Raw genomic sequence first — 18482 nt, forward strand, 5'->3', positions numbered from 1 at the left:
CCTTCTGGTCGATCACGCTGGGCGGGGCCGAGGGGCTCTATATCGACGACGTGCTGGGCAATTTCGAGCCGGGCAAGGAAGCCGACTTCGTGGCGCTGGACTGGAATGCCGGCCCCGCGGCAACCGAGTGGCACCAGTCCCTCGCCTATTCCGGCGACGGCCCCGAAACCATGGAGGAAGCCGCCAACCTCCTGTTCGGCATCATGATGGTCAGCGACGAGCGCGCCGTCGATGAAACATGGGTCATGGGCAAGCGACTGTACAAGAAGGCCTGAACGGACGTGGCGAACAAGCCCGAGCCGGGCGGACCCGTTGCGCTGGTGGTCCAGCGTCGGGTCGCCGATGAGAGCTATGCCGCCTATGCCCGCTGGCAGGCGCGCACGGTGGAACGCCTGCGCGCCTGGCCGGGCTTCGTCGCCCACGAGCTCATCCCCCCGTCTCCGCCCGAGAATATGGACTGGACCATCATCCAGCGTTTCTCGGATGGCGACGCGGCGCGGGCGTGGCTCAACTCCCCCGAACGGGCGCAGATGGTGGGGGAGATCCAGCCCCATCTGCTCGCGACGGAGGAAGTACACCTGCTGGCCGATAGCGGCCCCCGCCCCCAGAACGGCGCAACCGCCTTCATCTCCTATACGGTGGGACCCGACGCGGAGGCGGACTTCCTCGCCTGGCAACGCACCATCTATGAGGCGGAGGCCCGCGCGCCGGGCTTCCTGCGGCACAAGCTGGAGCGTCCCGTCGCCGGGGTGCGCGAGGATTGGATCATCATCCTCACCTTCGATACGGCCGCCAATCTCTCCCGCTGGCTGGAGTCGCCGGAGCGCGCGGCCTTCTTGAAGGAAGGCGCCAAGGTCAAGGCCGACTTCAACCTCAGCCGCACCTCCTACGGCTTCGACTTCTGGTTTCGCGGGACGGACGAAGCGAAGCCCTCGGGCTGGGCGATCCTCAAGAATAACCTGCTGGTCTTGCTGGTCCTCTATCCCATCGTGTTCCTGTGGGGCCATTTCCTCGGCGCCCCGCTGCTGGGACGAGAATGGAGCGTGCCCTTCTGGGCGGCGCTGTTCATCGGCAACCTGGTCAGCACCCAAATTCTCGGCTGGTGGGCCGTGCCCGCCATCTTCAAGACCTTCTCCTGGTGGCTCGCCCCCAATCCGGGCGTGCGCCGGGACATTCTCGGCTATGGATCGCTCATAGTGCTCTATGGGCTATCCATGGCAGTCTATGCACTCCTGTTGGCAAAGGTGCCCGTTTGACCAGCCATGACTGCTCCGGCACCCCATTGCCGGCCACCCGCACAGTTCGCGCACCGGCAAGCGGCGCACGCCTCTTCAGGGCCGCCGCCCTTCTGCTCGGCCTCGGCCTTGCGGCTGCGGGTCCCGCGCACGCGCAGACCGCCATCTCCTGCCCGGAGCGCGCGAAGACCACCACGGTCGCCCTCGCCGATCCCGCCCAGGCCAAGGATTTCAAGATCGTGGTCGGCGGCGACACCTCGTCCCAGACCTGGCTTCAGGATGTGGCGGTGCTCACGGCGAGCGGCACCCGCATCGCCGGCGTCGCCAACGGCAAGAAGCAGATCACCTGGGCCTTTGACGGCCAGTCGCCGGTGACCATCGCCTGCATCTATGAAGGCGGCGTCTCTCTGGTGCGCACCATCGAGCGGCCCAAGGGCTGCAGCGCCGCCATCCAGCGCAGCAAGGATCCCGGTGGCGGAAGCTGGGGCATGGACAAGGCCACGTTCACATGCCGCTGAAGGAGCTTTGCCGGATGAAACGCAGCGCAGCCGTCGCGCTCCTCCTGTCCGCGCTTCCCGCCGCCGCCCACGCGCAGGGCACGGGACCGGACCTCGCCATTTCCTGCCCGCCCACCTTGGCCCTCACCTATGGGGCCATTGCGCAGCTTCCGTTCGAGGGACGCGAATACAATCTGGCCGGCTTCAAGCCCGCCTTCGCCGCCGCTACCGTCCGCCTGATCGAGGCGGAAGTGACCCAGCCCGCCGACGAGCAGAACGAGCGGCTGAGCGGAATGGCCGAGAATGAGATGACGGCAAAGCCGGGCCAGCCGCTGAATTATGTGATCTGGTCGAAAGGAGCAAAGGCACCGGATTTTCCGGCCGTGGTCTCCTGCGGCTATGAGGGCGGCATCGCGCTCCAGCGCCCCCTGCCCGCCACGGTACGCGGCTGCATCCTCACCTATGCGGTGCGCAAGACCGACGCCGGCGATCCCAGCACGCGCCGCATCTATACGAAGGCCGACTTCGCCTGCCGCTGATCCCCCGCCGGAAATGAAAAAGCCGGGCCGCGTGGGCGGCCCGGCTTTCTGTGTCTCAGTCCGGAACGAGGACGGCTCAGGCCGCCACCTTCTTCGGCTGCACTTCCTGGCTATAGGCGTCCATCAGCTGATGGGTGATGCCCGTGGGCTTGAAGCGCCAGTCGGCGATCTCGCCCACCGGGGTCACCTCGGCCGCCGTGCCGGTGATGAAGCATTCGGTGAAGCTCGACAGCTCCTCCGGCAGGATATGACGCTCCACCACGTCCAGGCCGTGCCGGCGGGCCAGCTCGATGACCGTGCGGCGCGTGATGCCGTCCAGGAAGCAGTCCGGGGTGGGGGTGTGGATGACGCCGTCCTTCACGAAGAAGATGTTGGCGCCCGTGCACTCCGCCACGTAGCCGCGATAGTCCAGCATCAGGGCATCGGCGAACCCGCGCCGCTCCGCCTTATGCTTGGAGATGGTGCAGATCATGTAGAGACCCGCCGCCTTGGCCTTGCAGGGAATGGTGGCCGGGTCGGGCCGCCGGAACTCCGCCATGTCCAGGCGCAGGCCCTTCTGGCGCTGCTCGGGATCGAAATAGCTCGGCCATTCCCACACGCCGATGGCGAGGTGGATCTTGTTCTGCTGCGCCGAGACACCCATCATCTCGCTGCCGCGCCAGGCGACCGGACGGATATAGGCGTTGACGAGCCCGTTCTTCTCCAGGGTCAGGCGCTTGGCCGCGTCGATCTCCTGGATGGAATAGGGAATCGTGAAGTCCAGCTGCTCGGCGGAGAAGCGCAGGCGCTCGGAATGGGCGCTGGACTTGAAGATCTCGCCGCCATAGGCCCGCTCGCCCTCGAAGACGCAGCTGCCATAATGGAGGCCATGGGAGAGTACGTGCAGCTTCGCGTCCTGCCACGGCACCAGGGCGCCGTCATACCAGATCCAGCCGTCACGTTTGTCGAAGGGCTCTCCACTCATGATCTTCACTCCATTAGGCCGTCTTCAAGGCGGCCTTTAACCCCCAGACGACCACACCTTTGCAGTCGTGCCCACATCGGAATATTTTGCGGCCGAGATATGACGCTCGACCCACGAGAGCGCAACGATCGAACTCCAAAAGCCTAACCGGAGACCGATCATTTCGCGAGCGCGGCACTGTGAGTAACGATCGGATCGAAAAAAGTCAACATGACTGACATAAATCCTCCCCTCATCCAGACGGCCGCTGCTGCCGATCCGGGATCGACGGCCCCGTCTCCCGCCCAGGGCGGCGACGGCCTCGTCGATCTGATCGAGCTTTTCTTCTTCGCCTATCGCGATTTCGTGGGCGACCCCGACCAGATCCTGGCGCCCATCGGCTTCGGGCGCGCCCATCACCGGGTGCTGCATTTCGTCAATCGCAATCCCGGCATGCGTGTCACCGACCTCCTGGACATCCTGCGCATCACCAAGCAGAGCCTGGGGCGCGTGCTGCGCGAACTGGTGGACGAGGGCTTCGTGGACAGCCGGGCGGGCGCCTCGGACCGGCGCCAGCGGCTGCTCTACCCCACCCAGAAAGGCGAGGCGCTGGCCCACGAATTCATCGCCATCCAGAGCCGACGCATCGCCGGCGCTCTTGAAGCCTGCGGGCCGGGCGCGCGCGCGGATGCGCGTCGCTTTCTTATGGCCATGATCGATCCCGAGGATCGCGCGAGCGTCGAGCGCCTGATACAGCGTGCCGAACGCAACCGGCGGACCTGACGACCATGCCCGAGACCCAGCCGCGCCCCGCCCCGCCGCCCCCGGCGGACGATGCTCCCCACCTGCTGGTGGTGGACGACGACAGCCGCATCCGCAGCCTCCTGTCCCGCTTCCTGTCCGAGCACGGCTACCGGGTGACCACCGCCGCCTCAGCGGCAGAGGCGCGCGGGCGGCTGGAAGGGCTGACCTTCGACCTGCTGGTGCTGGACGTGATGATGCCGGGGGAAAGCGGCCTCGACCTCGCCCGGTCGCTGCGCACCCAGTCCGCCGTCCCCATTCTCATGCTCACCGCCCGCTCCGAGCCGCAGGACCGCATTGCGGGCCTGGAAGTGGGCGCGGACGATTATCTGGGCAAGCCCTTCGAGCCCCGCGAGCTGCTGCTGCGCGTCGGCTCCATCCTCAAGCGCGCCTTGCCCGCGCCGCAGAAGGCCATCGAGGAAGTGCGGTTCGGTGATTTCCTCTTCCATCTCGGCCGTGGCGAGTTGAGCCGCGCGGGCGAGACGGTGCGCATCACCGAGCGCGAGCGCGACATGCTGCGCGTGCTGGCCGAGGAGCCCGGCGAGACCGTGCCGCGCCTCGCACTTGCCGGAAACGGCACGGCCAGCGAACGCGCGGTGGATGTTCAGGTGAACCGCCTGCGCCGCAAGATCGAGCGGGACCCCACCAATCCCATCCATGTGCAGACCGTGCGGGGCATCGGCTACCGGCTCGTGGTGACGCCGTGAGCCTCACGAGCGGGGAGAAGGCGGGAGACCCCCGCGCGCCTTCCCTGTGGCGGCGCTTCAAGGTGCTGACCGGAGGAATCGGCGCGTGGTTCAACCGCGTCACGCCCAAGGGCCTCTATCCCCGCTCGCTGCTCATCATCGTCGTGCCCATGGTGCTGCTCCAGTCGGTGGTGGCCTTCGTGTTCATGGAGCGCCACTACAACATGGTGACGCGCCGCCTCTCGGCGGCCGTCAGCCGCGATATCGCGGCGGTGGTCTCGCTCTATGCCTCCCTGCCCCAGGACCGCGACGGGGCCGTGGTCCGGCGCATCGCCTGGACCGATCTTCAGCTGGCGGTGGACGTGCTGCCCGCCGGCCCCCTGCCCGCCTCCGGCACCCGGCCCTTCTTCTCGGTGCTGGACAGCTTCCTGTCCTCCGAGATCGGCGAGCGCATCTCGCGTCCCTATTGGGTGGATACGGTCGGCCGCTCCGACCTTATCGAGGTGCGCGTGCAGATGCCCGATTCGGTGCTGCGCATCTTCGCGCCCCGCAGTTCGGCCTATGCCTCCAACACCCACATCTTCCTGCTCTGGATGGTGGGCACATCCCTGGTGCTGCTCACCGTCGCCATCCTGTTCCTGCGCAATCAGATCCGTCCCATCGAGAATCTGGCGGACGCGGCGGAAGCCTTCGGCAAAGGGCGCGATGTGGAGAATTTCCGCCCGCGTGGCGCGCGCGAAGTGCGCCGCGCGGCTGTGGCCTTCCTGGAGATGAAGCGGCGCATCGAGCGGCAGATCGAACAGCGCACCACCATGCTGGCGGGCGTCTCCCACGACATGCGCACCATCCTCACCCGCTTCCGCCTGGAGCTGGCCTTCCTGCCCGAGGGGCCGGAAGTGGAGGCGCTGCGCAAGGACGTGGACGAGCTGCAGGGCATGCTGGAAGCCTATCTCGCCTTCGCGCGCGGCGATCCCGGCGAACAAACGGCCCTCACCGACATGGCGCAGGTGATCGAGGATCTGCGGGCCAATGCGGAACGCTCCGGCGCCAAGGCGCGGGCGAGCTTCATGGGCCCGCCGCTGGTACATGTGAAGGCGGATTCCCTGCGCCGCTGCCTGGGCAACCTCGTGAGCAATTCCGTGCGCTATGCCCGCACGCTGGAAATCACCGGCACGCGGGATGCGCGCTGGCTGCTGGTGTCCGTGGACGATGACGGCCCGGGCATACCCGCCGCCATGCGCGAAGAGGTGTTCCGCCCCTTCCTGCGCCTCGACGCCGCGCGCAACCAGGATGCGGGGGGCACAGGGCTCGGCCTCTCCATCGCCCGCGACATCGCCCGCGCCCATGGCGGCGACATCATCCTCGCCGACAGCCCCATGGGTGGCCTGCGCGCGACGCTGCGCCTGCCCGTATAGCGCGCCAGCCGCTATGCCCTTTCCCGGCTACGAATCGCAATAACGGCTCGCTAAGGCCAAGCTATTGGGTACCTCCGCACCCCTTCTTCGTACTTTCCCCCGCTCTGCCCACGGTTAAGTTTCTACTCTGCTTCTTGACTGCACAGCCAAGCTGAATAGGATCCGCCGACCTAAGGTAACAGCTTTACGCAATTCTTACATTTTCTTTCTTCTTAGCGGGGATACCATGAGCACTGTGGCTTCCGATAACGACGACACCGACGCCGACGGCTGGATCCCGGCTATCTTTTCGCTGCCCAAGGGCGGCCTCTATAGCGGCTCCATCGATACGTCCACGCTGGATCCCAACACCCGCGCGGTGATGATGGATTACCGCTGGACCACGTCCTATGGCGGTGACGAGGCTGCGACGGTCGCAACCTATGCCTTCCCCACCAGCACCACCGACTATACGAATGTGGCGGGCGGATATCCCGCGCCCAACCTGCTGACCGGCTTCCAGGAAGTCACGGATGCCCAGAAGGCTGCGGTGAAGACCGCCTTCGACCTGGTCTCGTCCTACACCAACCTGACCTTCGTCGAGGCCACTTCCGCTTCCGCGCAGGACGCCACGTTCCGCTTCGCGCAATATAGCCAGGGCGGTTCGGAATCGAACTTCCCGGCCAATAGCGGCCCCTATTCTCCCAGCGACAGCCGGGCTGCGGGCGACACCTATCTGGGCGGCAACGGCAATCCGCCGACCGACTATTTCGGCACCGACCATTTCAACACCATCATGCATGAGATGGGTCATGCGTTCGGTCTGAAGCACGGACACGATGCGAGCTTCAACGGTGCCCTGGCGCCGGACAAGAACGACAACGAATTCTCGGTCATGACCTATGCCAGCTACTTCGGGGCCGATACCAACGGCGCCACGGAAGCCTGGGTGGGCTCTGCGCCGCAGAGCTACATGATGTACGACATCGCGGCTCTGCAGGCTTATTACGGCGCCAATTTCAGCAAGGTCGGCACCGAGGCCGTCTATACCTGGGACAACGTCACCGGCGAGCAGTTCATCAACGGCGTGCGGGCGGCCAATACCGGCGTGTCCTCCACCGGCAAGATCTTCTCCACCGTGTGGACCGAAGGTGCCCTCACCACCTACGACCTGAGCAACTTCAACGAAGACCAGTATGCCGACCTGCGCGCCGGCCACTGGTTCACCTTCTCGAAGGCCCAGCTCGCGGACCTGAACAACATGGCGCCGCAGGGCACCGAGGAATATCAGGCCCAGGGCAATATCTACAACTCCCTGGTGTATCAGGGCGATACCCGCTCGCTGATCAGCAACGTCATCACCGGCGACGGCAACGACACCATCACCGGCAACGAGCTGGACAACACCCTCACTGCCGGTGGCGGCAACGACACCATCTTCGGTGGTGCCGGCAACGACACCATCAGCGGCGGCGCGGGTGCGGATATCGTCACCTTCGGCACCGGCATCAACGTGCTGCGCGATCAGGTCGCCGACCTGAACGGCGACATCGTCATGGACCTGAACGCCAACAACTCGGTGGACCTGCTGGGTGTGCTGGCCGGGCGTACGGACTTCGACTTCGTGGTGACCACGGACGCCACCACGGTCAGCATCGATGGCGCGTCCTTCGAACTGCGCGGCGGCTTCTCGGGCGGGGCCTTCATGGCCACGGCCCGTGGCGGCGATGTGGACCCGTCCACCAGCCTCACCTTCGTGGACTACCTGCCGACCCTGCAGGAAGGCGTCGCCGTCGATGTGGATCTCATCAACGGCATCGTCAACACGCCCTTCCTCACCGGCGACGGCACGGTCACCTACAGCGTGACCATGGAAAGCGCGATCTCTGCCTATAGCAACATGATCGGCGCCTATTCCATCTCCGTGGATGGCACCATCTCCGACGTCCACGTGCTGTTCGCCGACAGCCTGGCGAGCATCGGCCAGACGCTGGACATCGGCGCGCTCGACGCCGGCGCGCAGCTCGGCTTCTTCCTGGTTCAGGACGGCTTCGACCTGTTTGGCGCGCTGCCGGACGACCTGTCCTTCGTCACCTCCGGCGGCGGGAGCGCCGATGTAGACGACGGAACGCTGCTCCTCTATAGCGCCAGCCGCGGCTACCTGTCGGGTGCGGAGATCTTCCACAGCACCGCCGGCCTCAATGCGGGTGGCTACGCTCAGGTGCTGTCCGGCACCACGGCGGACGGCTACGGCATGCGTTACGGCTTCGAGGACATCAGCCAGGATCTCGGCGACAACGACTTCCAGGACGTTGTCCTCACCGTGCGCGACAGCTCGGCTTTCTACATCATCTGACCGACGCCGGGTTCGCCCGGAGCATCCCTCAAACGCGAACGGCCGGCGGCGCATCATGCACCGCCGGCCGTTTTCGTTTCTGGGTCCCGGGCCAAGCCCTCACGGGCCTGGGCGAAGCCGGCAGGTCCCCGGCCGATGGCCGGGGACAGCCCGTGTCAGCTCTTCTTCACCAGCGGGCAGTCGCCTTCATTGAGCGGGCGGAAGGCCTCGTCGCCGGGAATGACGCGGATCAGCTTCAGATAGTCCCAGGGATACTTCTGCTCTTCAGGGCTCTTCACCTGCAGCAGATAGAGGTCGTGCACCATGCGCCCGTCCTCGCGGATCTTGCCGCCATGGGAGAAGAAGTCGTCCACGGGCGTCGCCTTCATCTGCGCCACCACCTTTTCGGTGTCCGTGGTGCCCGCGGCCTTCACCGCCTTCAGATAGTGCAGGATGGCCGAATAGGTGCCCGCTTGGCCCATGGTGGGCATGGCCTTGTGGCGCTCGTAGAAGCGCTTGGACCAGGCGCGGGTCTCGTCATTCAGGTCCCAGTAGAAGCCCTGGGTGAGGATGAGCCCCTGCGCCGTCTTCAAGCCGATGGCGTGGATGTCGGTGATGTGGAGATAGAGGCCCGCCAGCTTGATGCCGGACTGGGGGATGCCGAACTCGTTGGCCTGCTTGATGGCATTCACCTGATCGGCGCCGGAATTGGCGAAGGCGATCAGCTTGGCGCCCTTGGCCTGCGCCTGGAGCAGGTAGGAGGAGAAGTCCGACGTGCCCTGGGGATGGCGCACGCCGCCGACGATCTTGCCCCCATTCTTCTCCACGGCTGCCGCCGTGTCGCGCTCCAGGGCGGTGCCGAAGGCATAGTCGGCCGTGATGAAGAACCAGGGACCGTCCTTCGCCAGCGAGGCGCCGGTGCCGGAGGCGAGCGCATAGGTGTCATAGGTCCAGTGGATGCCGGTGGGCGCGCAGGCCTTGCCGGTGAAGTCGGACGACCCGCCCGTGGAGGCGAGCACCAGCTTGTTCTTCTTGCGGCCGATCTCCTGCACCGCCAGCAGCACCGAAGAGGTGGGGATGTCGGCGATGACATCCACATTGTCTTCGTCGATCCAGCGGGACACGATGGCCGAGCCCACGTCCGGCTTGTTCTGGTGGTCGCCTGCCACGATCTCGATGGGCCGACCCAGCACGGTGCCGCCGAAATCCTCCACCGCCATCTGCGCCGCGATCACCGAACCCGGCCCGGCCATGTCCGCATAGATGCCGGACTGGTCATTGAGGACGCCGATCTTGAGGGGCTTCTGGTCGGCGGCGGACGCGGCCGTGGCGCCCAGGATCAGGGCGGACAGCCAAAGGGGGGCAAGGCGCATAATGCTCTCTACCAATGCTTGGGAGGCCATCTCGCCAATCGGGGACTTTCGCCCGTTGGGATCCGGCGGAGTGAACGGACCCGGCATTTAGCGGAGATGAAGCGCCCTTTCAAATATTTTCACTTGAATTAGTGGTTTTTTATTTTTCCACATCAAATATCCGTTGAATGATGGGTTGGCATCACCCGCCCAAAACAAAAGAGCCGCCCCGAGGGGCGGCTCTTTCAGTTCAGCGTCAGCGCCTTGAAGGATCACTCGGCCGCGTCGGCCGAGCCCTCCACCAGCGACTGGCTGTCGCCGTCGCGGGTCGCGATGATGAGATCATCGCGGGAGTTCGCCACAGCGCGCAGCTTGCTCATCTGCGCACCCGTCCCAGCCGGGATGAGGCGGCCGACGATGACGTTCTCCTTCAGGCCGTCCAGCGGATCGACCTTGCCGTTAACCGCCGCCTCGGTGAGGACGCGGGTGGTCTCCTGGAACGAGGCCGCCGAGAAGAAGGAGCGGGTCTGGAGGCTCGCCTTCGTGATGCCGAGGAGCACGGGATGGCCGGTGGCGGGCTTCCTGCCCTCTTCCACAGCCTTTTCGTTAGCCTCGACGAACTCGATGCGATCCACCTGCTCGTTGTCCAGGAACTCGGTCTCGCCAGCGTCGTCGATCTCCACCTTCTGGAGCATGTTCCGGACGATGACTTCGATGTGCTTGTCGTTGATGTTCACGCCCTGGAGCCGGTAGACCTCCTGGATCTCGTTCACGAGGAAGGCCGCAAGCTCTTCCACGCCCTTGATCGCCAGGATGTCGTGCGGCGCCGGGTTGCCGTCCACCAGGAAGTCGCCCTTCTCCACCACGTCGCCGTCCTGGAGATGGATGTGCTTGCCCTTCGGGATCAGATACTCGACGGGATCGCCGCCGTCCGTCGGCTCGATGGTGAGCCGGCGCTTGTTCTTGTAGTCGCGGCCAAAACGCACCGTGCCGGAGATTTCCGCGATGATGGCGGCATCCTTCGGACGACGGGCCTCGAACAGCTCCGCCACGCGCGGCAGGCCGCCCGTGATGTCGCGGGTCTTGGCGCTCTCCATGGGCACGCGGGCAACCGCGTCACCGGCCTTGATGGAGGAGCCGGGATCCACCGAGATGATGGCTTCCACGGGCAGCGAGTAGCGCGCGTCACCGCCGCGGGCCAGCTTCAGCACCTTGCCGTCCGCTCCCCGGATGAGGATGGCCGGGCGCAGGTCCGCGCCGCGCACCGCGCGGGTGTCGGTGACCACGCGCTTGGCGATGCCGGTCGCCTCGTCGATGGCTTCGTTCATGGACTGGCCTTCGACCAGGTCCTCGAAGCCCACGACACCGTCCACTTCGGTCAGGATCGGGCGGGTGTAGGGGTCCCACTCGGCGATGCGCTGGCCGCGCTTCACCGTATCGCCCTCGTCCACCTTCAGGCGCGAGCCGTACTGCACGCGGTGCACGGCGCGCTCGGTGCCGTCCACATCCACCACCACGACCGCAAGGTTGCGGGCCATGACGATCAGATCGCCTTCCGAGTTGCGCGCCACATTCCGGTTCCGGATGCGGACGATGCCCTCGAAATTGGTTTCCACGAAGGACGAATCCGCGAGCTGCGCGGCGCCGCCGATGTGGAAGGTGCGCATGGTGAGCTGGGTGCCCGGCTCACCGATGGACTGCGCCGCGATGACGCCGACCGCCTCGCCCATATTGACGGGCGTGCCGCGGGCGAGATCGCGCCCGTAGCAGGTGCCGCACACGCCGTTACGGGTCTCGCAGGTCAGCACCGACCGGATCTTGATCTCCTGGATGCCGGACTTGTTGATCCGCTCAGCATGCGGCTCCTCAATCATCATGCCCTTGGGGACGATGACGGTGCCGGTCGCCGGCTCCACCACGTCTTCCACGGCCGTGCGGCCCAGAACACGCGAGGACAGCGAAGCGACGATCTGGCCGCTGTCGATGATGGCGCGCATGTGGATGCCATTCTGCGAGCCGCAATCGCGCTCGGTGATGATGGAATCCTGCGCCACGTCCACGAGACGGCGGGTGAGGTAACCCGAGTTCGCGGTCTTCAAGGCGGTGTCGGCCAGCCCCTTACGGGCGCCGTGGGTGGAGTTGAAGTACTCCATCACGGTCAGGCCTTCCTTGAAGTTCGAGATGATCGGGCTCTCGATGATCTCGCCCGACGGCTTGGCCATGAGGCCACGCATGCCGGCAAGCTGCTTCATCTGAGCGGGCGACCCACGCGCTCCGGAGTGGGACATCATGTAGATCGAGTTGATCTGCCTGTCCCGGCCGGTCTCGGGATCCTTACGGACCGCCGAGATTTCCTTCATCATCTCGTCCGCGATGCGGTCGGTGCACTTGCCCCACGCATCCACGACCTTGTTGTACTTCTCGCCCTGCGTGATCAGGCCGTCATTATACTGCTGCTCGTATTCCTTCGTGAGGGCCCGGGTCTCCTCCACGAGGTCCCACTTCTTCTTCGGCACGACCATGTCGTCCTTGCCGAAGGAGATGCCCGCCTTGAAGGCGTTGTGGAAGCCGAGCGCCATGATGCGATCGCAGAAAATCACGCTCTCCTTCTGCCCGCAGTGACGGTACACCGCGTCGATCATGTTGGAGATTTCCTTCTTCGTCATCAGCTTGTTGACGACGTCGTAGGGAACCTTCGGGTGCTTCGGCAGCAGTTCGCCGATCTTCATGCGACCGGGCGTGGTCTCATAGATCTTGGACATGCGCTTGCCGTCGGCGTCCACGCCGATGTAGCGGCCCCTGACCTTGGTGTGCAGGGTGATGGACTTGGCCGCCAGCGCGTGATCGATCTCGCCCATATCCGCGAACATCATGCCCTCGCCGGGCTCTTTCTCGCGCATGATGGAGAGATAATAGAGACCCAGCACGATGTCCTGCGAGGGCACGATGATGGGCGCGCCGTTCGCCGGGTGCAGGATGTTGTTGGTGGACATCATGAGCACGCGCGCCTCGAGCTGGGCTTCCAGCGAGAGGGGAACGTGCACGGCCATCTGGTCGCCGTCGAAGTCCGCGTTGAAGGCCGAGCAGACCAGCGGGTGAAGCTGGATCGCCTTGCCTTCGATGAGCACCGGCTCGAACGCCTGGATGCCCAGGCGGTGGAGCGTCGGTGCGCGGTTCAGCATCACGGGATGCTCGCGGATGACTTCGTCGAGGATATCCCAAACCTCGGGACGCTCCTTCTCCACCAGCTTCTTCGCCTGCTTCACCGTGGCCGAATGGCCCTTGGCGTCGAGGCGCGCATAGATGAAGGGCTTGAACAGCTCCAGCGCCATCTTCTTGGGAAGGCCGCACTGGTGGAGCTTCATCTCCGGGCCCACCACGATCACCGAGCGGCCGGAATAGTCCACGCGCTTGCCGAGCAGGTTCTGACGGAACCGGCCCTGCTTGCCCTTCAGCATGTCGGCGAGCGACTTCAGCGGACGCTTGTTGGCGCCCGTGATGACGCGGCCGCGGCGCCCGTTGTCGAACAGCGCATCAACCGCTTCCTGAAGCATGCGCTTCTCGTTGCGGATGATGATGTCCGGCGCGCGCAGCTCGATGAGGCGCTTCAGGCGGTTGTTGCGGTTGATGACGCGACGATAGAGATCGTTTAGGTCGGAGGTCGCGAAGCGGCCGCCGTCCAGCGGGACCAGCGGGCGCAGGTCCGGCGGGATGACCGGGACATGGGTCAGGATCATCCATTCCGGCTTGTTGCCGGAGAGCTGGAAGGCCTCGACGATCTTCAGGCGCTTGGCGAGCTTCTTGGGCTTCAGCTCGGTGGTCGCCTCCGAAATCTCCACGCGCAGGTCGGCCGCGATCTTGTCCAGATCCATGGCGCGCAGCAGCTCGCGGATCGCCTCGGCGCCGATCATGGCGGTGAAGCTATCATCGCCGAACTCTTCCTGGGCGCGCAGATAGTCGTCCTCGGAGAGCAGCTGGCGGTACTTGAGCGGGGTCAGGCCCGGCTCGATCACCACGAAATACTCGAAGTACAGGATGCGCTCGAGGTCCTTGAGCGTCATGTCGAGCAGCAGGCCGATGCGGCTCGGGAGCGACTTCAGGAACCAGATATGGGCGACGGGCGCGGCCAGTTCGATATGGCCCATGCGCTCGCGGCGCACCCGCGACAGCGTGACTTCGACGCCGCACTTCTCGCAGATGATGCCCTTGTACTTCATGCGCTTGTACTTGCCGCACAAGCACTCGTAATCCTTGATGGGCCCGAAGATACGGGCGCAGAACAGCCCGTCCCGCTCCGGCTTGAAGGTGCGGTAGTTGATGGTCTCAGGCTTCTTGATCTCGCCATAGGACCAGGAGGCGATCTTATCGGGGCTCGCGATCGAGATCTTGATCTGATCAAAGGTCGGAGCCGGGGTCGCCGGATTAAAGAGATTCATCACCTCTTGATTCATCGCCGTCTCCTTCGGCTCGGCGCCTCGCCCTCATGCCGTCCTTGAGGGGTCGCGCCGGGAAATTCGCTATTCGGCACCAAGGCGGAGGCGCGTCGCCTCCGCCCGTATGGGGGCAGCCTCACTCGGCTGCCGGCAGGTTCTCTCGGGTGCCGGAATTCACGCTGCGCCCGGTCTTGGAGTTGAGCAGCTCAACATTGAGGCCGAGCGAGCGCATTTCCTTCACGAGCACGTTGAAGCTCTCGGGAATGCCGCTCTCGAACGTATCTTCGCCGCGCACGATGGCCTCGTAGACCTTGGTGCGGCCGGCCACGTCGTCCGACTTCACGGTGAGCATCTCCTGGAGCGTGTAGGCCGCGCCATAGGCTTCCAGCGCCCACACTTCCATTTCGCCGAAGCGCTGACCGCCGAACTGCGCCTTTCCGCCCAGCGGCTGCTGGGTGACGAGCGAGTAGGGGCCGATGGAGCGCGCGTGGATCTTGTCGTCCACGAGATGGTGGAGCTTCAGCATGTAGATGTAGCCCACCGTGACCTTACGGTCGAAGGGCTCACCCGTGCGGCCGTCGAACAGCGTGGACTGGCCGGACTGGTCGAGGCCCGCCTTCTCCAGCTGGGTCTCGATATCCGCCTCATGGGCGCCGTCGAACACCGGGGTTGCCATGGGCACGCCCTTGCGGAGATTTTCCGACAGCTCGACCAACTCGCCCGACTTCAGCGGGGCGATGTCGTCCTTGCCGTAGATGCTCTCCAGCGTCCCGCGCAGGCCGCTCTCGTCCTGCTTGGCATAATAGGCGTCCACCGCGGCGGCCACCTGCCGGCCGAGGCCCGCGCAGGCCCAGCCCAGATGGGTCTCCAGGATCTGGCCCACATTCATGCGGCTCGGCACGCCCAGCGGGTTCAGCACGATGTCCACATTGGTGCCGTCCTCGAGGAACGGCATGTCCTCCACGGGAACGATGCGCGAGACCACGCCCTTGTTGCCGTGGCGGCCCGCCATCTTGTCGCCGGGCTGGATCTTGCGCTTCACCGCGACGAAGACCTTGACCATCTTCATCACGCCGGGGGGCAGCTCGTCGCCCCGCTGCAGCTTCTCGACCTTGTCCAGGAAGCGCTGCTCAAGGCGCTTCTTGGACTCGTCATACTGCGCGCGGATCGCCTCGATCTCGGACATGAGGGCGTCGTCGGCCACGGCGAACAGCCACCACTGCGAGCGCGGGAAGTCGCCCAGCGCGGCCCTGGTGATCTCCGTGTCCTTCTTGAAGCCCTTGGGACCGGCGATGCCCACCTTGCCGTCCAGCAGCTCGGTGAGACGGCCATAGACGTTGCGGTCCAGGATCGCCTGCTCGTCGTCACGGTCCTTGGCGAGACGCTCGATCTCCTCGCGCTCGATGGCCAGGGCACGCTCGTCCTTGTCCACGCCGTGGCGGTTGAACACGCGCACTTCAACGATGGTGCCCGTGGTGCCCGGGGGCAGGCGGAGCGAGGTGTCGCGCACGTCCGCCGCCTTCTCGCCGAAGATGGCGCGCAGCAGCTTCTCTTCCGGCGTCATCGGGCTCTCGCCCTTGGGGGTGATCTTGCCCACCAGGATGTCGCCGGCGCGCACTTCCGCGCCGATATAGACGATGCCGGCCTCGTCGAGATTCTTCAGCGCCTCTTCCGAGACGTTGGGAATGTCGCGGGTGATTTCCTCCGGGCCCAGCTTCGTGTCGCGGGCCATGGCCTCGAATTCCTCGATATGGATCGAGGTGAACACGTCTTCCTTGACGATGTTCTCCGAGAGCAGGATCGAATCTTCGAAGTTGTAGCCGTTCCACGGCATGAACGCGACGAGCACGTTCCGGCCGAGCGCCAGCTCGCCGAGTTCGGTCGAGGGACCGTCGGCGATGATGTCGCCCTTGCGCACCACGTCACCCACGCGCACCAGCGGACGCTGGTTGATGCAGGTGGACTGGTTGGAGCGCTGGAACTTCATCAGGCGGTAGATATCCACGCCCGACTTGGACGGATCCGCCTCCTCGGTGGCGCGGATAACGATACGGGTCGCATCCACCTGGTCGATGATGCCGGTGCGGCGGGCGGCGATGGCGGCGCCGGAATCGCGGGCCACAACGGCCTCCATTCCAGTGCCCACCAGCGGGGCCTGCGAGCGCACGAGCGGCACGGCCTGGCGCTGCATGTTCGAGCCCATGAGCGCGCGGTTCGCGTCGTCGTTCTCAAGGAACGGGATGAGCGCGGCCGCCACCGACACGAGTTGCTTGGGCGACACGTCCATGAAGTCGACGCGGTCGGGGGTGACGAGAAGAACGTCGCCCGCATGGCGGCAGACGATCAAGTCTTCCTCGAACCGGCCGTTCGCATCAAGGGGAATGTTGGCCTGCGCGACGTAGTATTTCCCCTCCTCCATGGCGGAGAGGTAGACCACCTCGTCGGTCACATGCCCGTCCACCACCTTGCGGTAGGGGGTCTCGATGAAGCCGTACTTGTTCACGCGGGCGAAGGTGGCCAGCGAGTTGATCAGGCCGATATTCGGCCCTTCCGGCGTCTCGATGGGGCAGATGCGGCCATAGTGGGTCGGGTGCACGTCGCGCACCTCGAAGCCCGCCCGCTCGCGGGTGAGGCCGCCCGGGCCAAGCGCCGAGAGGCGGCGCTTATGGGTGATCTCGGAGAGCGGGTTGGTTTGGTCCATGAACTGCGAGAGCTGGGACGAGCCGAAGAACTCGCGCACCGCCGCCGCAACCGGCTTCGCATTGATCAGGTCCTGCGGCATCACGGTGTCGATGTCCACGGAGGACATGCGTTCCTTGATGGCGCGCTCCATACGCAGCAGGCCGATGCGGTACTGGTTCTCCATGAGCTCGCCGACCGAGCGCACGCGGCGATTGCCGAGATGGTCGATGTCGTCGATCTCGCCCTTGCCGTCGCGCAGCTCAACGAGCGTCTTGATGACGGCCAGGATGTCCTCGCGGCGCAGGGTGCGCACCGTGTCGGGGCAGTCCAGGTCGAGGCGCATGTTCATCTTCACGCGGCCGACCGCGGACAGGTCATAGCGCTCGCTGTCGAAGAACAGCGAGTGGAACATGGCCTGGGCGCTGTCGATCGTCGGCGGCTCGCCCGGACGCATCACGCGGTAGATGTCGAACAGCGCATCCTCGCGCGTCACGTTCTTGTCGGCCGAGAGCGTGTTGCGGATGTAGGCGCCGGTATTGACGTGGTCGATGTCGAGGATCGGAATCTCGTTGTAACCCGCCTCCTCAAGCACCTTCAGCAGCTTCTCGGTCACCTCGTCGCCGGCTTCCGCGTTGATCTCGCCGGTGGCGCCATCAACCAGATCCTCGGCGATATACTGGCCGACCATCTCCTCGTCGGAGATCTTGAGGGCCTTCAGGCCCTTCTCGGCAAGCTGGCGGGCGGCGCGCACGGTCAGCTTCTTGCCGGCCTCGACCACCACTTCGCCGGTGTCCGCGTCCACCATGTCGGAGACGGCCTTGTAGCCCTTCATCCGCTTGGGATCGAACGGCATCCGCCAGCCATCCTTGGCGCGCGAATAGAGGATCTTCTCGTAGAAGGTGTCGAGGATCTCTTCGGAATCGAGGCCCAGCGCATAGAGCAGGCTCGTCACCGGAATCTTGCGGCGACGGTCGATGCGCGCGAACACGATGTCCTTGGCGTCGAACTCGATGTCGAGCCAGGATCCGCGATAGGGGATGATGCGCGCCGCGAAGAGCAGCTTGCCCGAAGAATGGGTCTTGCCCTTGTCGTGGTCGAAGAACACGCCCGGCGAACGGTGCATCTGGGAGACGATGACGCGCTCCGTGCCGTTGACGATGAACGTGCCGTTCATGGTCATCAGCGGGATGTCGCCCGTATAGACGTCCTGCTCCTTGATGTCCTTCACGGACTTGGCGCCGGTGTCCGGGTCCACATCGAACACGATGAGGCGGAGCGTGACCTTCAGCGGAGCCGCGAAGGTGATGCCGCGCTGGCGGCATTCGTCCACGTCATACTTGGGAGCTTCGAACTCATAGCGCACGAACTCCAGCATGGCGGCGCCGGAGAAGTCGGAGATGGGGAATACCGACTTGAACACCGCCTGGAGACCGTCGTCCGCGCGTCCGCCCTTCGGCTCTTCGACCTGCAGGAACTGGTCATAGGATGCCTTCTGAACCTCAATGAGGTTCGGCATCTCAGCCACTTCTTTGATCTTGCCGAAGAATTTGCGGATTCGCTTGCGACCGGTGAACGTTTGCGCCAT

The 18482-nt window shown here is 65.1% G+C and carries 11 protein-coding genes and 1 pseudogene; 8 read left to right on the top strand and 4 right to left on the bottom strand.

What is annotated here, in order from left to right; genetic code table 11:
* From EJJ38_RS13435 to EJJ38_RS13450, 4 genes and pseudogenes are all read left to right on the top strand, one after another.
* Positions 1 to 275: pseudogene (locus tag EJJ38_RS13435) on the top strand (amidohydrolase family protein); the annotation flags it as partial.
* 6 nt (positions 276 to 281) lie between these two features.
* Positions 282 to 1256: an antibiotic biosynthesis monooxygenase gene (locus EJJ38_RS13440; RefSeq protein WP_127090658.1), complete on the top strand. Its 975-nt coding sequence runs from the start codon at positions 282 to 284 to the stop codon at positions 1254 to 1256.
* Positions 1253 to 1753, top strand: a complete 501-nt coding sequence (locus EJJ38_RS13445) for an STY0301 family protein (protein ID WP_127090659.1) — start codon at positions 1253 to 1255, stop codon at positions 1751 to 1753. Before EJJ38_RS13440 ends, EJJ38_RS13445 begins: the two co-directional genes overlap by 4 nt.
* 14 nt (positions 1754 to 1767) lie before the next feature.
* Positions 1768 to 2271 (top strand): hypothetical protein, encoded by a 504-nt coding sequence (locus tag EJJ38_RS13450; RefSeq protein ID WP_127090660.1) that lies wholly within the window; start codon positions 1768 to 1770, stop codon positions 2269 to 2271.
* A 76-nt stretch (positions 2272 to 2347) separates the two neighbouring features.
* On the opposite strand, the gene EJJ38_RS13455 is transcribed toward EJJ38_RS13450, so the two are convergent.
* Complete coding sequence (locus tag EJJ38_RS13455; RefSeq protein ID WP_127090661.1) at positions 2348 to 3235, bottom strand: branched-chain amino acid aminotransferase; 888 nt, start codon at positions 3233 to 3235, stop codon at positions 2348 to 2350.
* A 210-nt stretch (positions 3236 to 3445) separates the two neighbouring features.
* Here EJJ38_RS13455 and EJJ38_RS13460 point away from each other — a divergent pair, with 210 nt between their 5' ends.
* From EJJ38_RS13460 to EJJ38_RS13475, 4 genes are all read left to right on the top strand, one after another.
* Positions 3446 to 3997 (top strand): MarR family winged helix-turn-helix transcriptional regulator, encoded by a 552-nt coding sequence (locus tag EJJ38_RS13460; RefSeq protein ID WP_127090662.1) that lies wholly within the window; start codon positions 3446 to 3448, stop codon positions 3995 to 3997.
* Between the two features lie 5 nt (positions 3998 to 4002).
* On the top strand, positions 4003 to 4722 hold the full coding sequence (locus tag EJJ38_RS13465) for a response regulator (protein WP_127090663.1): 720 nt from the start codon (positions 4003 to 4005) through the stop codon (positions 4720 to 4722).
* On the top strand, positions 4719 to 6116 hold the full coding sequence (locus EJJ38_RS13470; RefSeq protein WP_420836888.1) for an ATP-binding protein: 1398 nt from the start codon (positions 4719 to 4721) through the stop codon (positions 6114 to 6116). The genes EJJ38_RS13465 and EJJ38_RS13470 overlap by 4 nt, the downstream gene beginning before the upstream one ends.
* A gap of 226 nt (positions 6117 to 6342) precedes the next feature.
* Positions 6343 to 8451, top strand: a complete 2109-nt coding sequence (locus EJJ38_RS13475; protein WP_127090664.1) for a M10 family metallopeptidase — start codon at positions 6343 to 6345, stop codon at positions 8449 to 8451.
* 155 nt (positions 8452 to 8606) lie between these two features.
* On the opposite strand, the gene EJJ38_RS13480 is transcribed toward EJJ38_RS13475, so the two are convergent.
* The 3 genes from EJJ38_RS13480 to rpoB all read right to left on the bottom strand — a co-directional run bounded on the left by EJJ38_RS13480 (position 8607) and on the right by rpoB (position 18482).
* Complete coding sequence (locus EJJ38_RS13480) at positions 8607 to 9803, bottom strand: ABC transporter substrate-binding protein (protein ID WP_127090665.1); 1197 nt, start codon at positions 9801 to 9803, stop codon at positions 8607 to 8609.
* A gap of 251 nt (positions 9804 to 10054) precedes the next feature.
* The gene (gene rpoC, locus EJJ38_RS13485; protein ID WP_127090666.1) at positions 10055 to 14233 is read right to left on the bottom strand and encodes a DNA-directed RNA polymerase subunit beta'; all 4179 of its coding nucleotides are present in this window, start codon (positions 14231 to 14233) and stop codon (positions 10055 to 10057) included.
* Positions 14234 to 14351: 118 nt separating this feature from the next.
* Complete coding sequence (gene rpoB / locus EJJ38_RS13490) at positions 14352 to 18482, bottom strand: DNA-directed RNA polymerase subunit beta (protein WP_127090667.1); 4131 nt, start codon at positions 18480 to 18482, stop codon at positions 14352 to 14354.

Source organism: Aquabacter cavernae (assembly GCF_003993795.1).
GTDB classification, from domain to species: Bacteria; Pseudomonadota; Alphaproteobacteria; order Rhizobiales; family Xanthobacteraceae; genus Aquabacter; species Aquabacter cavernae.

Excerpts from the sequence above, each read along its gene's own strand:
- EJJ38_RS13455 (WP_127090661.1), bottom strand. The coding sequence starts at position 3,235 with ATGAGTGGAGAGCCCTTCGACAAACGTGACGGCTGGATCTGGTATGAC.
- rpoC (WP_127090666.1), bottom strand. The coding sequence starts at position 14,233 with ATGAATCAAGAGGTGATGAATCTCTTTAATCCGGCGACCCCGGCTCCG.
- EJJ38_RS13450 (WP_127090660.1), top strand. The coding sequence starts at position 1,768 with ATGAAACGCAGCGCAGCCGTCGCGCTCCTCCTGTCCGCGCTTCCCGCC.
- EJJ38_RS13460 (WP_127090662.1), top strand. The coding sequence starts at position 3,446 with ATGACTGACATAAATCCTCCCCTCATCCAGACGGCCGCTGCTGCCGAT.
- EJJ38_RS13480 (WP_127090665.1), bottom strand. The coding sequence starts at position 9,803 with ATGCGCCTTGCCCCCCTTTGGCTGTCCGCCCTGATCCTGGGCGCCACG.
- EJJ38_RS13465 (WP_127090663.1), top strand. The coding sequence starts at position 4,003 with ATGCCCGAGACCCAGCCGCGCCCCGCCCCGCCGCCCCCGGCGGACGAT.
- EJJ38_RS13475 (WP_127090664.1), top strand. The coding sequence starts at position 6,343 with ATGAGCACTGTGGCTTCCGATAACGACGACACCGACGCCGACGGCTGG.
- rpoB (WP_127090667.1), bottom strand. The coding sequence starts at position 18,482 with ATGGCGCAAACGTTCACCGGTCGCAAGCGAATCCGCAAATTCTTCGGC.